Origin of the sequence: Lysinibacillus sp. NPDC093688 (assembly GCF_050280145.1) — a bacterium.
In the GTDB taxonomy this organism is placed as follows: domain Bacteria; phylum Bacillota; class Bacilli; order Bacillales_A; family Planococcaceae; genus Lysinibacillus; species Lysinibacillus xylanilyticus_B.
Window position 1 is genome coordinate 29100 of record NZ_JBNNUX010000028.1, and the last position, 19793, is coordinate 48892.

General features: G+C 36.4%; 18 protein-coding genes and 1 pseudogene. 1 reads left to right on the top strand and 18 read right to left on the bottom strand.

Features of this window, described 5'->3' with window-relative positions; genetic code table 11:
* Nucleotides 1-133: 133 nt before the first annotated feature.
* The 13 genes from cydS to ACQKN2_RS18800 all read right to left on the bottom strand — a co-directional run bounded on the left by cydS (nucleotide 134) and on the right by ACQKN2_RS18800 (nucleotide 14224).
* Entirely contained in the window at nucleotides 134-256 is a 123-nt protein-coding gene (gene cydS / locus ACQKN2_RS18740) for a cytochrome bd oxidase small subunit CydS (protein ID WP_256469478.1), read from the bottom strand.
* A gap of 13 nt (nucleotides 257-269) precedes the next feature.
* Complete coding sequence (locus ACQKN2_RS18745) at nucleotides 270-1295, bottom strand: cytochrome d ubiquinol oxidase subunit II (protein WP_427416284.1); 1026 nt, start codon at nucleotides 1293-1295, stop codon at nucleotides 270-272.
* A complete protein-coding gene (locus ACQKN2_RS18750; RefSeq protein WP_427416285.1) occupies nucleotides 1292-2638 on the bottom strand; it encodes a cytochrome ubiquinol oxidase subunit I in 1347 nt (448 codons plus the stop codon). The genes ACQKN2_RS18745 and ACQKN2_RS18750 overlap by 4 nt, the downstream gene beginning before the upstream one ends.
* Before the next feature lie 421 nt (nucleotides 2639-3059).
* Nucleotides 3060-3974, bottom strand: coding sequence for a diacylglycerol kinase (locus tag ACQKN2_RS18755; RefSeq protein ID WP_427416286.1), 915 nt, complete (start codon nucleotides 3972-3974; stop codon nucleotides 3060-3062).
* 127 nt (nucleotides 3975-4101) lie between these two features.
* Nucleotides 4102-4662: a thioredoxin family protein gene (locus ACQKN2_RS18760; protein WP_427416287.1), complete on the bottom strand. Its 561-nt coding sequence runs from the start codon at nucleotides 4660-4662 to the stop codon at nucleotides 4102-4104.
* 1227 nt (nucleotides 4663-5889) lie between these two features.
* Entirely contained in the window at nucleotides 5890-7821 is a 1932-nt protein-coding gene (thrS, locus tag ACQKN2_RS18765; protein WP_427416288.1) for a threonine--tRNA ligase, read from the bottom strand.
* Nucleotides 7822-8295: 474 nt separating this feature from the next.
* Nucleotides 8296-9531, bottom strand: coding sequence for an MFS transporter (locus tag ACQKN2_RS18770; protein WP_427416289.1), 1236 nt, complete (start codon nucleotides 9529-9531; stop codon nucleotides 8296-8298).
* A gap of 9 nt (nucleotides 9532-9540) precedes the next feature.
* On the bottom strand, nucleotides 9541-10629 hold the full coding sequence (locus tag ACQKN2_RS18775) for a ThiF family adenylyltransferase (RefSeq protein WP_427416290.1): 1089 nt from the start codon (nucleotides 10627-10629) through the stop codon (nucleotides 9541-9543).
* A 58-nt stretch (nucleotides 10630-10687) separates the two neighbouring features.
* A complete protein-coding gene (locus ACQKN2_RS18780) occupies nucleotides 10688-10828 on the bottom strand; it encodes a hypothetical protein (RefSeq protein ID WP_427416291.1) in 141 nt (46 codons plus the stop codon).
* 1 nt (nucleotide 10829) lies between these two features.
* Entirely contained in the window at nucleotides 10830-11534 is a 705-nt protein-coding gene (locus ACQKN2_RS18785) for a TfuA-like protein (RefSeq protein ID WP_427416292.1), read from the bottom strand.
* The gene (locus tag ACQKN2_RS18790; protein ID WP_427416293.1) at nucleotides 11497-12780 is read right to left on the bottom strand and encodes a YcaO-like family protein; all 1284 of its coding nucleotides are present in this window, start codon (nucleotides 12778-12780) and stop codon (nucleotides 11497-11499) included. Before ACQKN2_RS18790 ends, ACQKN2_RS18785 begins: the two co-directional genes overlap by 38 nt.
* Complete coding sequence (locus ACQKN2_RS18795) at nucleotides 12780-13046, bottom strand: MoaD/ThiS family protein (protein ID WP_427416294.1); 267 nt, start codon at nucleotides 13044-13046, stop codon at nucleotides 12780-12782. Before ACQKN2_RS18795 ends, ACQKN2_RS18790 begins: the two co-directional genes overlap by 1 nt.
* Before the next feature lie 26 nt (nucleotides 13047-13072).
* Nucleotides 13073-14224, bottom strand: a complete 1152-nt coding sequence (locus tag ACQKN2_RS18800) for a cysteine desulfurase family protein (protein WP_427416295.1) — start codon at nucleotides 14222-14224, stop codon at nucleotides 13073-13075.
* Nucleotides 14225-14352: 128 nt separating this feature from the next.
* Between ACQKN2_RS18800 and ACQKN2_RS18805 the strand changes: the two genes are divergently transcribed.
* Nucleotides 14353-15219 carry a helix-turn-helix domain-containing protein gene (locus ACQKN2_RS18805; RefSeq protein WP_427416296.1) on the top strand — a complete coding sequence of 289 codons (867 nt, stop codon included), beginning with the start codon at nucleotides 14353-14355 and terminating at the stop codon, nucleotides 15217-15219.
* Nucleotides 15220-15673: 454 nt separating this feature from the next.
* Here ACQKN2_RS18805 and ACQKN2_RS18810 read toward each other — a convergent pair.
* The 5 genes and pseudogenes from ACQKN2_RS18810 to ACQKN2_RS18830 all read right to left on the bottom strand — a co-directional run.
* Nucleotides 15674-15836 (bottom strand): annotated as a pseudogene (locus tag ACQKN2_RS18810) (tyrosine-type recombinase/integrase); the annotation flags it as partial.
* A 238-nt stretch (nucleotides 15837-16074) separates the two neighbouring features.
* A complete protein-coding gene (gatB, locus tag ACQKN2_RS18815) occupies nucleotides 16075-17502 on the bottom strand; it encodes an Asp-tRNA(Asn)/Glu-tRNA(Gln) amidotransferase subunit GatB (protein WP_427416297.1) in 1428 nt (475 codons plus the stop codon).
* A gap of 1 nt (nucleotide 17503) precedes the next feature.
* On the bottom strand, nucleotides 17504-18967 hold the full coding sequence (gene gatA / locus ACQKN2_RS18820) for an Asp-tRNA(Asn)/Glu-tRNA(Gln) amidotransferase subunit GatA (protein ID WP_323650883.1): 1464 nt from the start codon (nucleotides 18965-18967) through the stop codon (nucleotides 17504-17506).
* Between the two features lie 24 nt (nucleotides 18968-18991).
* Nucleotides 18992-19279, bottom strand: coding sequence for an Asp-tRNA(Asn)/Glu-tRNA(Gln) amidotransferase subunit GatC (gene gatC, locus ACQKN2_RS18825; protein ID WP_010857153.1), 288 nt, complete (start codon nucleotides 19277-19279; stop codon nucleotides 18992-18994).
* 184 nt (nucleotides 19280-19463) lie between these two features.
* A partial coding sequence (locus tag ACQKN2_RS18830; RefSeq protein ID WP_427416298.1) for a hypothetical protein occupies nucleotides 19464-19793 on the bottom strand: 330 nt, incomplete at its 5' end.

The following is a 19793-nucleotide window of genomic DNA, read 5'->3' on the forward strand; positions in this document are numbered from 1 at the left end:
TCACTCTCGCTTCGCGGGTATTTCGTTCTCTTCCGCGGGTATTCACTCTCGCTTCGCGGGTATTTCGCTCTCTTCCGCGGGTAATTCACCTCAAACTACATGATCACCTTTACACGAGTAGAAAAAAGAGCCGCTATTCGCGACTCTTCCCCTCTTTCCTTACTGTATGGTAATCTCTAGGTGCCCACCAGAAAGCAGCGACTACACCTAGGATGACGACTATAAATGGTGCATAAAAAATCAAAAAACTTGTCATAGTTGTATCCCTCCTATGCGTGATTGTCTTCTTTTCCTGTCACATAATTTTTGTTGAAAAGGAATAATTTCAACAACAAGAACAGTGACGGAATAAGCAGACACAATCCCAAAATAAACGCAATGACGAGTGCAATCGCCATTTGTGTACTCGTAAAGCTATCGTAAATTGTTAGATATGGATACAGTAAATATGGATATTGAGCAATTCCATATGCGAAGAATGCCACTGCAAATTGGGCAATCAATAAACTAACCGCAAGACCGTAATTTTTTCGCGTCCATATTAATATTACAGTAACAATAAATAACACAGCTGAAATGGCAAACATCCACCATAGATTTACCATGTTATTGTAAATTTCAGGGTTGATGAATTTCATTTCGTACATAATGCCGAGCGCACTTACCATTAATGGTATCGCCCAAGCAAGTGCGTATTTTCGCATTAAATTTGTAGCTTCTCGATCCTTTGCTTTATGCGCATACCAAGTTAAAAATGAGGCTGAAATATAAAGTACAGCTGCAATGCTCAACACGACAATACTCCAAGCAAACGGGCTCGTATACAACGTCCAATAATTCAATACCGGTTGCCCGTCAACAATATCAACATAGCCACCAGCAGCAATCGCGAACACAACAGAGAGTGAGGCTGGAATAAGTAAGCCAGCTATACCATACGTCAGCGTGTAACCAATATGTCCACGTGTGCCATATGATTCAAATGCATAGTAGGAGCCTCGTATTGCAAGAAGCACTAGCGAAATACTAACTGGGACAAGTAAAATCGTTCCATAATAGAAAGCTGTTTGAGGGAAAAATCCGACAATCCCCACAAAGAAGAATACTAAAAAGACATTGGTTACTTCCCAAACAGGTGATAAATAGCGCTTAATAATATTCGTTAAAATGTGATTTTTTCCGATAAGTAAGCTGTAGGCATTAAAAAAGCCTGCTCCAAAATCGATTGAAGCTACAATGACATAACCAAATAGGAAAATCCATAACACTGAAATACCTAAAATCTCTAATGTCATAAGATGTCACCGCCTTTTTCAGCATGGCGATCTTCTATTTCTCGCTCAATTGGATTCTTTTTGAACATACGAATCAACACTACGATACTTCCTACTGCTAATACAGCATATACGCCGGTAAACAACAGCATCATTAAATCTACATGGTCACTCGTTGTGGCCCCTTCTGGTGTTCGCATTAATCCATATAAGATCCAAGGCTGTCGTCCCACTTCAGCAAGCCACCATCCTGCTTCAATCGCAATAATGGAAAGTGGCCCACCTGCAACAACAATCCATCTAAACCAACGTCTATGAATAAACTGCCAATCACGTGCTTTCCCGGATACGTAAACTAGTGAAACGAATGCCATGAACATGCCAATAAACACCATTAGATCAAAGAGGTAATGAATATACAGTGGTGGTCGATCTTCTTTTGCAAATTGATCTAAACCAATTACCTCTGCATTTGGATTATTATGTGCTAAAACGCTCAAAGCATAAGGTACTTTAATAGCATATTTTACTTCTTCACCATTTAATACACCAAGTAGTATAAGAGAAGCTTTATCTCCCGTTTCGAAATGCCACTCAGCTGCAGCTAGTTTTTCTGGTTGATATTCTGCTAAATATTTACCCGAAAAGTCTCCAATAATCGCTGATGCAATGGAGAAAATCAGACCAATCTTCATAAGTAGGTATAAAGATTTTTTATGGTATATATGCTTAGAACCTTTAAGTAGACGGTATCCTGCAATAGATGCTAATACAAATGCGGACGTCATGTAGGCTGTAACGAGAACATGTGCTACTTTTGTTGGCATCGCTGGATTAAACATGGCTAAAAAAGGTTGAATATTCACAAGCTGTCCGTCCACAATGTCAAATCCTTGCGGCGCATTCATAAACGCATTGACAATTGTTATAAACACAGCTGACATTGATGCACCGATAGCAACTGGAATTAACAATAGCATATGCTTTTTCGGATTATCGAAACGATCCCACGTATATAAGTAGATGCCTAGGAAGATGGCTTCAAAGAAAAATGCAAACGTTTCCATAAAAAGTGGTAATGCAATTGTTTGGCCGGCAAGCTGCATAAAATTCGGCCATAGTAAAGACAACTGTAAGCCAATTGCTGTCCCTGTTACAACTCCGACTGCAACTGTAATAACAAAACCTCGTGCCCAACGTCTTGCCATTAAAATATAGTGCTCATCATTCTTTTTATACCCAGTCCATTGTGCGATCATAATCATTAATGGGACACCAACACCAATCGTTGCATAAATAATATGGAACGATAAAGTTAGCTCCGTTAATGCTCTACTCCAAAAGACTGCTGATTCATTTACCATTTCATTGCCCCCCTAACTTCCAAATATTCTTCCAAGTATGGAAAGTAGCATGATAATTGCAACACCAAAGCTTAGCCAAATGAGCTTTCTTTCCTGTGACTTATACAAAAGCAACACTTCCTTTCCCTTATCCATACCCTCATTTTCCACTATTGCAACGAAAAAAACCTTTATAATGGACCGGAATTTCGGCCTATTATAAAGGTTTCAAATTTTGTTCAAGTAATATACGCACATTTGCCAAACATTTTTCTTAATTTATTCACAATACCAATTAAAGGATGTAAATGTTCATATATATGGTGATTAACCCATTAATATGGATCATCACCAAAACATGTGGTGATGATCCATTAATCTCCACAAAAAATCGATTAAACAGGGCTCCATCTAAATTAAGCAGAAACCTTTTTTATGTTCATTACATACGGTCTTCCTCACGAATATCTGCTAGTGGAACAAAAATTTCAATATGACGCTTTAAGTTTTCAAATGTTGCAGGCGCGTCCCCACCATATTCACCATCTAAGTTTAAATGAATTTCATCTTCAGTAGATACTTTGACGACACTTGCCTTTTTATAAATTACACGATCATCATTTAAATGCTCGCCTCTTAATGCCATCGCAGCAAGCTGAATAAATTCAGGCAGGTTTACTTTTTTCAATACGATTAAAGTAAAGTAGCCATCATTAATACTTGCGTCTGGTGCAAGCTTTTCAAAGCCTCCTACTGAATTTGTTAAGCCACATAAAAACATCATGGCATCCCCATCAAACACTTCGCCATCATATTCTATACGCATGTGAGAAGCTTTAATCGATGGGATCATTTCCACTGCTTTTAAGTAATAAGCTAACTGTCCTAGCATTGTTTTCATTTTACTTGGCACTTCATAAGTTAATTCTGTAATCCGTCCGCCAGCAGCAATATTGATGAAATAGCGTTCCCCATTTAATAAACCAACATCTACCGGCAACGATTCACCTTTAATAATAATGTCAACGGCAGCTTCAATATTTCGAGGAATCTGCACGGCACGGGCAAAGTCATTCGTTGTGCCCATCGGAATTAGACCCACTTTCGGCCGGTTCTCAAATGGACTTACACCTGCAACAACTTCATTTAATGTGCCATCTCCACCAACTGCAATAATTATATCAAAGCCACGTTCTACTGCATTTTTTGCAGCAATGGTTGCATCGCCTTCACAGGTTGTTGCGTGACAAGATGTTTCATAGCCTGCTACCTCTAATTTTGCCAATACTTCTGGTAGATGCTTTTTAAACACTTCACGCCCAGATGTAGGATTATAAATGATTCTTGCTCGTTTCATAACATACCTTCTTTGCTTCATAAGATTCTATTTCTTTTCAACGAATTATACGTTTAAATGTTGCATTGAAGTAAACAAAAGCAAGGCATGTCCTCTTTTTTCTGACATGCAGCCTTGTGATTTACAATTATTGCAATGCAGCTGTTACTTGCTTTTTAAAATCCTCGTAAACATATGTCCAATATGATTTATTCGTCATATTCTCTTCACGAATTTCTGCATATAGCGCTTTTTGTGCATCATCAAATGTCGGATCTTCTTTATCAGGTAAAGTAGCTCGTTTACTTACTACTAGATCCTGTAATTCTGGTGCTCGTGGTCCCCATTTTCCAACAACCTGACCAGCATCATCTAATAAAACATAAACCGGAATTGCACGGCCACCGTTTGTTAAATAACGATCAATCAAATCTGTATCGGCATCACGTAGTACTGCGCGCATGTCTAATCCTGCTGCCTCTGCAACTCGGCGAATGATTGGATTGTTTAACATTGCGTCCCCGCACCAATCCTCAGTAATTGTTAAAATTTTTAGTTGCTTGCTCTTCAGCATTTCGATAAAGCCATCGTTTACTGGCACTTCGAAACCACCATAAATACGGAAGCTTTCCTCTTTTAACGTCGTCATATTATCCATATATTGTTGAATTGAAATCGCATCATTGAAATATTGTTGTTCAGTTTTCATTGATAGACCTCCTAAAGTTTTATCATGTTCTATTCTATATTTTGCTATGAATACTCCATTTAGACAACTATAAAGTGCTAATTTGGTATTTTTTAGTTCTTATCTCCATAAAATCGAGTTTATTTCCGTTCCTGCTGAACCTTTCCTATTTAAATGACATACATTTTATCAAAAATCGTCTCCGATTTTTGGTGACTAGCCATTTTTTATAAATTGGCATCAAATAAAGGCACCATATGTAACTTCCTAAACGCACCTGATACTGACTGCCTGTTGATACTTTATTGGTAATAGGCATTTATCTTGTTATAGATGCCCCTAAAGAATCTTTAGTATGTATTAATTTTTAAATACAAAAGGCCAAGAAAACAGACTATTATCAAGACCTAAATTAAACGAACCTTTATTCTGAGTGCAGCTTTAGAATAAAGCTTGATTAAAAAAACTTCCTTCAACCTTTATTTATCAGCAAATGCAAAAACACCCCAATTTGAAAAAAGATTGATCAAAATGGAGTTAATCTTTCTAACTAAGTATGAGATTTTTATAAAGAAATTTGATCAATTAAATGAGTCTTATTCAACTAATGCACCCTTTTGTTTAAGTATAATGTTTCACAAGCTCATTTTGATTGATAATTCTTATTACATATTTGACTTCCAATTATATTTATTTTATTTCTTTTCCGTCCAGTACTCCTTGCATTTCAGTACCTCGAATTTCAATTCGTTAGACCATTTGTTAAAGCTGTTCAGCAACTTTGGAAAACAAAAGGAAGCGACGAAGCTGTTGAACTGTTTATTGCTGAGGTACACGAATTAAGAATAGAACGGAAGTTATAGGATTGGAACAAGAACGAGACCTATGGAAACACGTAGGAAACAATATATATGAGATACACCTATGTTGTCTCATATGTATATATACTTTCATGATAACAAGAATTCACAGATTTTATTACTACTGATGCCCCTAAAATACTAAGGTCAAAACTAGATGAATTAACTTTTGAGCTCTTTCATCTAGTTCTTTCAACCATGTATTTTTAATTAGCTAAATTTTATATAAAGTATTACTCGCCTAATGACTCAATTAGGCTCTACAATACACACGATTTTCTAATCAAGAACCCAGCAATCGTTGTAGATCTTAAAATCCGTAAAACTATATATAACTTGCATGCATTCTTTATAAATTTACAGAATACAAATTTTTATGATTTTGACTTTACACACTTAATGAAATCGGCAATCTTTTCTGCTCAATTTCTTCTTTTACCTTTTGGACAAATGCGTCAACTGACATTTTCGTTAGGGCTTCTTGCTTATAAGCCCTAACAGTGACAGATTCACTTTGCTCTTCTTCATCACCTAGGACAAGGATATAAGGATTTTTTTGCATTTGCGCATCACGAATTTTGCGACCAAGCTTTTCATTTCGGTTATCTACCGATACACGAATATTTTCTTGGCGTAAGGCATCTGCAACTTTATCTACATATAGTTTATGGACAGCCGATACACCAATAATTTGCACTTGTTTTGGTGCTAACCAAAGTGGGAACGCGCCACCAAAGTGCTCGATTAAAATACCTAAGAAGCGATCTATCGAGCCAAATACTGCTCGATGAATAACAACTGGGCGCACTTTTTCATTTACTTCATTGATATATGTTAAGTCAAACTTCTCTGGCAGCTGGAAGTCTAACTGCACCGTTGCACATTGATGACTACGTTTAATAGCATCTTTGATGTGAATATCGATTTTCGGTCCGTAAAACGCACCGTCTCCTTCGTTTACTTTGTACGGGAAGCCTAAGCGTTGTAATACATTTTCAAGCGCCTTTTCCGCCTTGTCCCAAAGGGAGCGTTCGCCCATATAATCATCCGGGCGTGTCGATAATTCGATGTCATATGTAAAGCCGAACACCTGATACACATGATCAATAATTTGTAATGCCAATGTAATTTCGTCTTCAATTTGTTCGGGTGTCACGAAAATGTGGGCATCGTCCTGACAAAATGTGCGTACACGCAGTAGCCCATTTAATGCGCCACTAAATTCATGACGGTGGACTTGGCCAAATTCTGCCATGCGAATCGGTAAATCACGATATGAATGTAAATCGTTTTTGTATATTAACATATGTCCTGGGCAGTTCATCGGCTTTAGCGCAAACTTTTGCTCATCCACTTGTGTAAAATACATATTCTCGTGGTAGTGCTGCCAATGTCCTGACTGCTCCCACAGTCTTTGATTCATCATTAGTGGCGTACGCACTTCTTGATAGTCATAGCTTGTTTGGAGCTCGCGTAAAAAACGTTCCAATTCATTGCGAATAATTTGTCCGTTCGCTAAGTAAAATGGCATGCCAGGCGCTTCCTCTGAAAACATAAACAGTTCCAGCTCTTTACCTAGTCGGCGATGGTTACGCTTTTCTGCTTCTTCTAAAAATACAAAATGGGCTTCCATCGCTTCTTTTGTCGTAAATGCCACGCCATAAATACGTTGTAACATTTGGTTCTTCGAATCACCACGCCAATACGCACCTGAAATATGCATCAGCTTAAAGTGCTGTAACTTAGCTGTATTCGGAATATGTGGTCCACGACATAAATCGATAAAATCGCCTTGTTCATAGACCGTTACTAGTTCATCTACGGGAATTGCATCTATTAATTCTAACTTTAATGCATCCTGCGCAAATAATTGTCGAGCCTCATCACGCGTCACTTCTTTGCGCACGATTGTGAGATTCTCTTGAACAATCTTCTTCATTTCACGTTCGATGTCTACCAAATCCTCTGGTACCAACGTATGGCTTATCTCAATATCGTAATAAAATCCGTTATCGATTACAGGTCCTACACCAAATTGGGCATCCGGATACAGGCGTTTTACGGCTTGCGCTAATAAATGAGCTGTCGAATGGCGAATGACGTGAAGCCCTTCTGTTGTCGTAGCGTCATACAAGGCAATCTCAGCATCGGCTACAATCGGGTGTGTCAGATCCGTTAAGATTGTATTGACACTACCAACAATTGATTTTTTCGATAAGCTTGGACTGATCAATTTTGCAATGTCGGTTAATGTAACTCCTTTTTCAAAACGCTGTTGTTGACCATTTGGAAATTGAATTGTGATTTGTTCAGTTGACATACTACCGCTCCTTTTCGTTTCAAAACATAAAAAAACACACGCGTCCTCAATAGGGACGAGCGTGTGTTTTTACCCGTGGTACCACCCAACTTCCTACAGCTTTACAGCCATAGCTCATTAATACAGATAACGCCTGTACACGTCACTAGTTTCCTAGCACAGCTCCAAGGGAGTAAATCATTTCATCCAATCAGGAAACTTCCAGCCGGTGATTTCCCTCTCTCATGATCTTCATAAAAATAATTCATATCCTTTTCATCACATTCCATATTAACTTCTTATAAAAGCAATTTTGTTAGTATGTATTAAAAGTTAAAGAAGTTGAAGAATACATTAATTAAGTTAAATGGTAAATCAGTTAAGAATTCAATTAGGCTATTAAACATTTCTATCGCTCCTCTTCCATATCTTAACCATATATTACATTCCGTAACCATTAGTGTAAATATATATAATATCAATATACTGATATTTCTATATATTTTTTAAACCTTTATAATATATAAAAATACTGGTTAACATGAGTAGACATAAAATCGTATAAGCGTTAGCTGTTGTCTGGCCTAATAATCCTCCACCTAAAACAGGCCCAATAAAGCTTCCTAAACTTCTTAGTTGGCTAGCTCCAAAATATATACTTTTTTGATTATTTGGCGCAATTTCTTCAATAACTATACTCATGATTGGAAAACAAAAAACTTCCCCAATTGCAAAAATGACCATACTAAAACAAAACATCCAATATGTTTTACTACTACCTAAAAGATATAAACCTATCGTGAAAGCACTAACACCAATAATTAAAGAATAGATATTAGGAAGTTTCTCGATTAATAATGAAATCGGTAATTGTAAAATAAGTACTGTTACAGAGTTCACTACAATCAGATATGAGAATAATTCAACACCATTCGATACTTTTAAATCTATTAGCTGTGGCAACGTAGAGTCATACTGCGAATAGCCGATGAAAATGATTATACTTCCCAAAATGAAATAAAAAAGCTTTTTGTCTTGCACAAATGTGCTGAAAATCTGTGTAACCTTTACGTCTTTGCTTAAAAATTGTTGCTTCGTTGGATATTTCTTAAAGAAATATAGTAAAAACATTGCAAAGATGAAAAACACTATGCTAGCTATAACAAAAGTAGCTCTAGCATCCGCCAATTTAGCTAGTAAAACACCTACAAGTGGCCCAATAACCGCTGCAATATTTATAAGGGTATATCTAATCGAAAAGAGTCTCTTTTTACGACTCTCATCAACATAATCCATCATCAGTGCCTGTGTACCTGGTTCGAAAAATGCTCTACATAAACCATTCAGTGCGTTTAATACAGTAAAAAAGATTACACTTGGAGCAAATGTGAAACCTAAGAAAACAGCAGCCCAGATAATACAAGTAATAATGATGATATATTTTCTGTTAAAACGGTCGTTTATGTATCCTCCTAATAATGCTCCTACTGTTGCAAATAACGGGGCAATCCCTAAAGCTACACCAATCCAAACAGGTGATAAATTAAAATGATTTAATAAGTACAATGCTAAAAATGGAATCATCATAAAACTTGCGATTCTTGTGATCATTGTTCCTATTAAAATTACCCATACCATAGGATGGAAATAATTAACAATCGTTTTCATTATATTACGCTTCACTTTCTTTGAAAGCTTTTTATTGCCTAAACCTAAGGCTTTTAAAAGCATATGTATTTTCTAATTCTTCCATTCCTCTAACAGCCATTCATTAATGCCACCCTTTAGAGAAAACATATTAGGATAACTAGCTAGCGTAAGATCCATTAGCATTTCTTTACTCAACAAGCCTTCTTGACAAATTAAAACGGTTTTGATGTCCTCATCTATAAACTTCATTAAATCCTGACTATCTACACGTATAGAGCTAGGTATATGCATTACATGAAAACTTTGTTTGTCTCGAATATCGACAAGTAGTACTCCTTGGGTTTGCCTCCATTTTTCTATCTGGTCATAACTAACTTCTGACATTCGACTTTCACATACTTCTTCATATTCTTCCGCTAAAAGATGCTCATTTCTGAACTCACCGCAACAAATACACGCTGGATCCTTTTGTTTCATTAACAAATAAAAGTCACTAGTTAGAGCGTTGTAATGCAACAAGCGTGTATCCAAGTATTCACCAATATTTAGAATCACCTTGATAGCTTCCATTGCCTGTAAGACACCTAAAACCCCTACAACTGGTCCGATTACGCCTGCACTTCTACAATTTAATACATCCATGCCTTTAGGCGCGTGAGGATATAAGCAGCGATAACAGCCCTGTCCTGGTATATACGTCGTAATTTGTCCTTCAAACATGACGCCACTTGCATCAATTAACACTTTATTAAGCTTAACGCATGTATCATTAACTAAGTATCGAGTCGGGTAATTGTCTGTTCCATTAATAATGACATCGTATTCACTAATATATTTTTCAGCATTTTGTGTTGAAATGTACTCGTTATAGCTCACTACATTGATGGTAGGATTCATTCTTAACAATTTGTCTTTCGTAATATCTGCTTTGAATTCTCCAATATGATTCGTTTCGAATAAAATTTGCCTTTGCAAATTAGATTCATCGATTTTATCGCCATCAATAATACCAATTTCCCCTATACCGGCCGCTGCTAAATAAATGGCTGCTGGTGAACCTAAACCACCTGCACCCACTATAAGGACGGAACTTTCCGCCAATTTGCGTTGCCCTTCAATGCCAATATCATTTAAAACAATTTGTCTTGCATATCTATTAATCATATGAGATTCACTCATAGTACATTTACCTCCTAAAAGAGGACGACTAGTTGTCGCCCTCTTTTGGTTATGTGCATTAGCGTGCAATTGAAATTTCTGTTGCTGTACGAACAACTGAGATCTCAGTTGCTGTGCGAATTGCAGAAATTTCTGTTGCAGTGCGTGTTTCCGCTTGGAAACGATTAGCTACTGATTTTAAGTCTTTTACAGAGTACATATTAATTCACCTCCTTTAAAGAACATTGATTAAATAAATTTAAGCCCTTTTCAATAGCTTTTTTCGCATCCATCGATTTGATCTGATAATCAAAGTTATGAGCTAGTTGCTCAATTTGATTGCTTACGTCATGCCCATAAAGTTCTCTTACTATTGCTAACAAAATTTGCAAGTTACGTTTAGAGAAATATACTTTTTTGAGCTCATCAATCGTACGTTCATACATTTCCTGCGTAAATACACCTCTATTAATCGCTTCTTTTATCAAAAATCTAAAGTTAACCGCTGGCTCTGAATAAGGCTCACTCGTAATGGGATCCATCGCCATTACAACTTCATCATCTGCAATGACTTCATTGGAAAGATACATTTCATAAACGCAGCCAACCCCTATCATGCCTAAATTCCTTAATTCAACTGCTCTAATTGCACCAATACTTGCTGCACCAATCACGGTTACGCCATTTTCTAATAACTTCATAATCTCTCTTGGTGATACAGTTAAATTCTGAAATAATTCCCCATCAATTAGTACAATAACTTTCGGTAACATTTCAAAACTGTCTAATGCTAGGTCACCGCGTTTAGCTGGAGGCAGAATTGTAGCGTTTGGCGCAAGTTCACGTGTAATATCTCTAGATAATGAAGGACCTGTGTAAATATAGAGGTCACGTTGTAAGTCCAAATGCTTTTGCACCTCGTTCACCTACTACACATCCTCTCATATCAAATTTATTTAACACCCAATTTTCTAAACCTGGCACGATTAAACGAACGACAGGAATACCAATTTCCTCTAAAGTAAGATTTACTAGATAGACTTCCTTTAAATTGTTTTTAGCAAGCCCCTGTAGAATTTGAAGAATGTCATTTTTGACTGTCGTATTTTTATAGCCCTTTACTTCTTCAAATGACTTTTTACTTCCCTTATCTATTGTTAAGAATGAAAAGTCTGTTGGTTTTACACTGTCTTGTTGATCTGCCATATCCTCTCTGGCACCTTGAATATCAGTAAGGCGTGACTGAGCTGCTTCTGTTATGGCCCTTTCTAAAGCAATTTCTGGGTCTGGATGCGTACCTGCACCGCCATGGCAATAATATTTACCTTGCCAATCTTCTTCTACCAACGTTGCACTAAAAGTAGGAATCTGTATTGCAGAAGTAATATCTCTAACGATTAGTTGTAGCCCTTCATCGTTAATCTTTTTAATATATTGCTTATACTTCTCTGGTACTGTATCCAAATCAATAATCTTAAATAGCTCATGATTACTTGGTACCATAGGCCCGTCGTTCATTATGTATTCGATATTAGGTTTAAGTTGCGCTTCTAAAACGGCTAACGTATGTGCATCACGTTCAACTAATTCATTTAACGCATGACAAATAGCTTCTTCATTCACATTTCCGCTACCTAATCCGTTTGTACTTTCAATCCATATACCTTTACCATTTTCAGAACCCCAAGGAATCCCAACTAAATGTGCTGGTACTAAAACTGTTTCACTTGAGAATAATTCTTGCGCTGGTGTCCAATCGATTGAAACTTCTAATAGGTCTTGTTCAAGATCAATATAGCTCGGTACAGCATATGGATTCATCATCTTATGTTCTTTACTTAATTCGTTAAAGCTACCTGTGATAATTTCCAGAGGTACATTTTCTGCACTATAACGCTCCAATGTCTCCATTAACGCACCAGCTTTTGCTCCTAAAAACGTAAACCCTTTTCCATTGTTTACGGAAATTGCACATTTATCTTCCGGGACAGTTGCAGAAACAACAGGTATCCCCAATCGATCAAGTCCTGTAATATCTGCCACCCTTGTGACACCAATCTTTTCTAATAAAGGTTCAATTCTTTCAATAGTAGTAGCAGCATCGACTGTTCGATGTACACCGTAACCATTAATTTTTGCTGCATCTTGTAATTGATATGTAACTTCCATCATTAACCTCCTGCAATACTACCCACTATTAAAACTTCATCGCCTTCCAAAAAGACTGATTCTTCAGTTAAACTAATCGGTAATTTATTTACATATACATTAATAAAAGGCTTAAACTCATCAGTATTATTAATTATTCGCGTATAAGATGTTGGGAAAGCTTCTTTTAAAAAACTTACCAATTCATTCGTTTGCGCTTTTTTTATATTCCATGTGATATCAGCAGATGTTTGCCCAATTAATGGACCTGAAATTTTTATTAAGGCCATTCTCAAATCACCTTTCTTTATTTAGCTTAAACTTCTAAAGTTCTCAATTTCGTTACTTCCCTAGTTAACGTGATTACTAGATATTCGATATCACTCAATAATGTTTCACGACCGAAACTAATTCTTATAGAGCTTGTAATTTTCTCTTCACTTAAGCCAATGGCATCTAAAACATACGACTCTTTTGAATTTGAAGCGCAAGCTGAGCCTTTGCTAATACAAACATTTTGAAGGCTTAATGCTAGTAGTAATGCATTGTTATTACAACCTTCTATGTTCATATTGATAGTGGACGGATACACATATTCAGAAGGGACATTCAGTGACCAACCATCTAATGACTTTGAAAGTAAACCTATAAAGTAATTAGACAATGCTTTATAGTGGCGTTCAATATGGCGAATTTCCTTTTGTAAATCTAGCGCCAATTCACCGAATCCCACGATAGCTGGCACATTTTCTGTACCTGCTCTCACCCCAAATTCTTGTGTACCTGAAGTAATAAGGGCTTCCATCATTTGAGGGTATCTAACATATAGACCTCCAATACCTTTTGGTCCACCTAATTTATGAGAAGAGAATGTTAAAGTATCAAACATCATTCGATTTATATCAATAGGGACTTTACCAAATGCTTGCACAGCATCACAATGAAAATGAATCCCTAGATTCGAACTTACTTGACCAAGTTCTTCAATTGGCTGAATGGATCCTGTTTCATTATTTATGTACATAACGCAAATCATTACTGTATTTTCTTGAATCAAACTATCTAAATCAGCTACATTCACTACACCAAATTCATTAACCGGTAAGTAGCTTACTTCATACTCATGATGGTTAACTAAATAGTCGATAATGCCATGAACTGAAGAATGTTCAATTTTATTTGTGATAATATGCCCTTTTCGTTTCGCTCTCTTTAAACAAGCACCTTTTATTGCAATCTCATTGGACTCCGTGGCTCCCGAAGTAAAAATAATATTTTCTGGCTGAGAGTTAATAACCGCTGCCACATTCTTTCTCGCCTTTATAATTGCTTTACGAGCATTTAAACCTAGCTGATGATTAGAAGACGGATTACCAAATTCATTTTCAAGAAAATATTTCATTTCTTCCAAAATGTTATTTTTTAAGGGAGCCGTTGCATTATAATCAAAATAATGAATAGTATTCATTCCTTTGCCATCCATTCCCTAGAATTATTTAACTTAATATAGTGATTATAGATTGTAAATAAATTGAAAACAGCAATTAAAATATCAATATACTGATATATTTTTGTTTTAAAAAGGAGTATCAAATTATGGAGATTGGAAGTAATCTAAGAAGTTTTAGAAAAATTAAAGGAATGTCTCAAAAAGATTTGTGTGAAGGTATTTGTTCGCAAAGTATGTTAAGCCAAATTGAAAAGAATATTAACATTCCAAGCTTTTATATTATTAGAGACTTATGTAACAAATTAGAGATTTCATTAGACGATTTATCAAACATGAATAACAGTATAACCACTCTATTAAAAGAGGAATTTAAAGTACAACTTCTAGAGCTATTTTATAAAAGAAAGTATCAACAAATTTACAAATTAATTCTATCCGACTCAAAAATAAGCTATTTTCAAACACCAACAGATAAGCAGCTTGTTCAATTTTATAAAGCTGTTTATTTGGGATATGAAGAAAATAATTTAGAGGACGCCTATCTTCTATTAGAAAAGTCTTTACAAAATACATATTTCAAAAACAAAAAAGATCTAACCTATTTAGAAATATTAATCTTGAATAATCTTGGCATTATATCAATGAAGTTGAATCTGATTGATGAAACATATAATTATTTCCATATCATCATTACGGATTTGGAAACAAATAAAAAAGTCATAAATGAGAGTAAGATTACACTCATCTATTATAATATTGCTAATGCCTACTCAAAATCGGGACAATATGAAAAAGCTCTTTCAATTGCTATTCAAGGCATTGCTTGGGCGAACAAACCACAAATTTCAACAAAAGTCCGCTTAAGCTATTTGTATTATACAAAAGCTTACTGCGAAAATATTTTAAATATATCAAGCTACGTTGAGTCTTATAAAATTGCATATTATCTAGCCATCATCGATAATGATAAGTTTTTAATGCGTTATATTCAGACCAAAATTAATATTGATTGATTAACCTTAAAAGCGATTTGCAACAGACTGTTAATCGCTCTTTGCTACTATATCAGCATAAATATATTAATACATTTTTAACACTACTTCTATGAGACTAGCCATCCCACTTGCTCTTCTTGCATTCGCAAGTAATGGTGTAAAAACATTGCGTTTCTCTCCTACAGTTTGATTACAAGTAAGTTTAAGTTCAATAAGAAAAAGGGCTGCCTATGCAATTCAATGATCTTCAAGTAAAGCTGAATAAGGTTTTTCCATTCTATTGATTGACATTGTATTAATACAGAAAAAAGAGACAACATTATAAAATGATGTCTCTTTTTTATTCAGGGAAATTATTTCAGACAAATCTCCAAAAGTATAATTTTTCTGTTTTTCTATACATTTCCGCCCCTGATTACTATTCGGGGTTCAGTTCACTCTAATGCTACTATAACTTTTTATAAGTAGGTAAAAAATGCTTCAAAGAATAACAATATGTTTTTTGAGTATTAGGGTTTTTCCGGTATTATCCAAATACTTTATATACTTCATAACTGGCATCACGGGGAATCCCCCGCTATCTAATAATATGTATCTTTTTTGTTATCCTCAATAAGAACCTCTTGTACCCTCATAACATCCCCCTGAATTTTAACCCTTGATTGGAAGACCTTACTATACCTCCCGCTGTGGGTTACATCCTCTAAAATAAACCTATATATTGTACATATTAAATAATATTTTAAATATCTAAATAGCAAATCTAATATGCATAAGAAAAGAGGATATATGCTCATATATTGAACATAATATCCTCTTATTAGTTTAGTCTATTTAAAAATTTGTTCTTTTGGCCCTCTATTGCAATTGCAATTAACGTTTTGCAATTTCTTGTTGTAATAATTTATTGACCATTGGTGGGTTCGCTTGACCTTTAGTGGCTTTCATAATTTGACCAACTAAGAAGCCGATAGCACGATCCTTACCGTTTTTGAAGTCTTCGATTGATTGTGCATTGTTGTCTAGAACTTCTGTAACGATAGCAAGTAATGCACCTTCATCAGAAATTTGAACTAAACCTTTTGCTTTAACGATTTCTCCTGCAGAACCGCCTTTTTCTACTAATTCAGCAAATACTTTTTTACCGATTTTAGAAGAAATTGTACCGTCAGTTATTAATTTCACCATTTCCGCAAGGTTTTCTGGTGTTAATGCAGTATCTTTAAGGTCTTTTTGTTCTGCATTTAGGTATGCAGAAACATCACCCATAAGCCAGTTTGCTGAAAGCTTTGCATCCGCACCATTTACGATCATTGCCTCAAAGAAGTCTGAGATTTCTTTTGAAATAACAAGAACTCCTGCATCATATGGTGTTAACCCTAATTCTTCAACATAGCGTTTTTTACGAGCATCTGGAAGCTCTGGGATTTCTGATTTTACTCGTTCTAACCACTCATTATCGATTGATAGACGAACTAAGTCTGGCTCTGGGAAGTAACGATAATCATCTGTTCCTTCTTTCACACGCATAAGAATTGTTTTACCTGTTTTTTCATCGAAGCGACGAGTTTCTTGCTCAATTTCCCCACCTGAAAGAAGAACATCAGCTTGACGTAATTCCTCATGCTCTAAACCACGGCGAACATAGTTGAAAGAGTTAAGGTTTTTAAGCTCTGTCTTTGTACCAAATTCTTCTTGACCATATGGACGAAGTGAAATGTTGGCGTCACAACGAAGTGAACCTTCTTCCATTTTACAGTCTGAAACATCTGAGTATTGGATGATTGATTTTACTTTTTCAAGATACGCATACGCTTCGTTTGGCGTGCGAATATCCGGCTCAGAAACGATTTCTACTAGTGGTGTACCTTGACGGTTAAAGTCAACTAAAGAGTGGTCGCCACTGTGAGACAGTTTACCAGCATCTTCTTCCATATGAAGACGTGTAATACCAATACGTTTTGTGTAACCATCTACTTCGATATCAACCCAGCCATTTTTACCGATTGGTTTATCGAATTGAGAAATTTGATAAGCTTTCGGATTATCTGGATAGAAGTAGTTTTTACGGTCAAATTTTGTTTCTTGTTCGATTTCCATGTTAAGTGCAAGTGCTGCACGCATTGCGAAATCTACAACATTTTTATTAAGTACAGGAAGGACACCAGGATAGCCTAAGTCGATTACTGTTGTATTTGTATTTGGTTCAGCACCGAAATGAGCTGGTGCTGGTGAGAAGATTTTTGAGTTCGTTTTTAACTCAACGTGTACTTCTAAACCAATGACTGTTTCAAAGTTCATGTTATTTTCCCTCCCAAATTTGAGGAACTTGTTTATGGAACTCCGTTGCTTGTTCAAAAGCATGAGCTACACGGTAAATTGTTGCTTCATCGAAATATTTACCGATAATTTGTAAACCTAGTGGTAGACCATTTTCAATACCGCATGGGATCGAGATGGCTGGCACACCTGCTAAGTTCATAGGAATCGTTAAAATATCGTTCGCATACATCGTCATTGGATCATCGACGTTTTCACCAATTTTAAATGCTGGTGTAGGAGAAGTTGGTCCAATGATTACGTCAAAGTCTTCAAATACTTTGTCATAGTCTGCTTTGATAAGTGTACGTGCTTGTTGAGCTTTTTTGTAGTAAGCATCATACGTACCTGCACTTAACGAGTAAGTACCAAGCATGATACGACGTTTTACTTCATCACCAAAGCCTTGTGCACGTGTTTCTTTATAAAGGTCCATCAAATTATTAACATTTTCTGCACGGAAACCATAACGGATACCGTCAAAACGAGAAAGGTTAGAAGACGCTTCAGAAGAAGAAAGAATATAGTACGCTGCTAGTGCATATTTCGAGTGAGGAAGTGATACTTCTTCTACTGTAGCACCTAAGCCTTTTAATACTTCTAATGCATCAAGCACTGATTGACGTGCTGCCTCGCCAACACCTTCACCAAGGAATTCTTTTGGCACAGCGATACGTAAGCCTTTTACGTCACCTGTAAGTGCTGCCGCGTAATTTGGTACTTCTACGTCTGCAGAAGTTGAATCGTTTGCATCTAATCCTGCGATTGCTTCAAGTAAAAGAGCGTTATCTTCAACATTACGTGTAATTGGTCCGATTTGATCTAAAGAAGATGCAAATGCAACTAGACCAAAACGTGATACACGACCATATGTAGGCTTCATCCCTACAACACCGCAATATGCAGCTGGTTGACGGATTGAACCACCTGTATCAGAACCAAGTGAGAATGGTACTTCACCTGCTGCTACTGCTGCTGCAGACGCACCTGAAGATCCACCTGGTACGTGGTTTAAGTTCCATGGATTTTTTGTTGTTTTATAGTATGAGTTTTCATTTGAAGAACCCATTGCAAACTCGTCCATGTTTAATTTACCGATAGTGACCATACCTGCATCACGTAGCTTTTTAACTACTGTTGCATCGTAAATTGGCATAAAGCCTTCTAAAATTTTAGAAGCACAAGTTGTTTCTAAGCCTTCTGTCACGATGTTGTCTTTAACACCGATAGGTAGACCGAAAAGTGGTCCGCGCTCTTCAAATGGCACTTTGTCCATTTCAGCTGCTTGTGCAGTTGCTTTTTCTTCGTTTGAAGCAAGGAAAGCTTGTACATCGCCGTCAAGCTTCGCCACACGTTCGTATGCTTCTTTTGTTAAATCAGCGATTGTTAGGTTACCCGCTTTAATATCAGCTTGTAGCTCCTTTGCTGAACGTTCAAATAACGTCATGAGGAATCCTCCTATGTTTTAGTATTACATGATAGCTGGTACTTTTACTTGACCATCTTCTTGTTCTTTTACGTTTAACATCATTACTTCACGGTCTAAGCCTTTTGTTGCCACATCTTCACGCATTACGTTTACTAGTGGTAAAACGTGAGTTGTTGGTTCAACATTTGTTGTGTCTAACTCGTTTAGTTGCTCTGCGAAGTCTGTAATTTTACCAAGTTGTTCAGCAAATTTCTCTGCTTCCTCTTCCGTAATTGCAAGACGTGCCAAATTTGCCACGTGCTTAACTTCTTCTTTTGTTAATTTCGCCATTTTTCACACCTCCGAATACTCATTCAATTCATCGCTTTTGTCGATAACAATAGGGTTGAATAAAGTTAACCATGCAAATAATCATAACATTTTTCATATTAAAAATCACAACTTTCACCAAAAATAAAGAAACTTTCACTACTATGACGAAGTGTCGTCTTTAGGGACTGTTTTTAGAAGTCCTTCATAAGACTTTTCCTTTTGTGAGCGAGGCATCGATTACGTTGCTGTGCTCTCTTATGTATCCGTCATTTTGAGGAGGCTTCCCTTTGACTTCGTGAAGGCTTTCCGTCGATATAAGGAGTCTTTCCGTCGTTTTTGCTTTTCTATCCGTCACTTCGACCGGGCTTTCCGTCGCTCTTTTTCTTTCCGTCGTTTCGATCATTCTTTCCGTCGATACAAGGAGTCTTTCCGTCGCTTTTGCTTTTCTATCCGTCACTTCGACTGGGCTTTCCGTCGCTCTTTTTCTTTCCGTCGTTTCGATCATTCTTTCCGTCGATACAAGGAGTCTTTC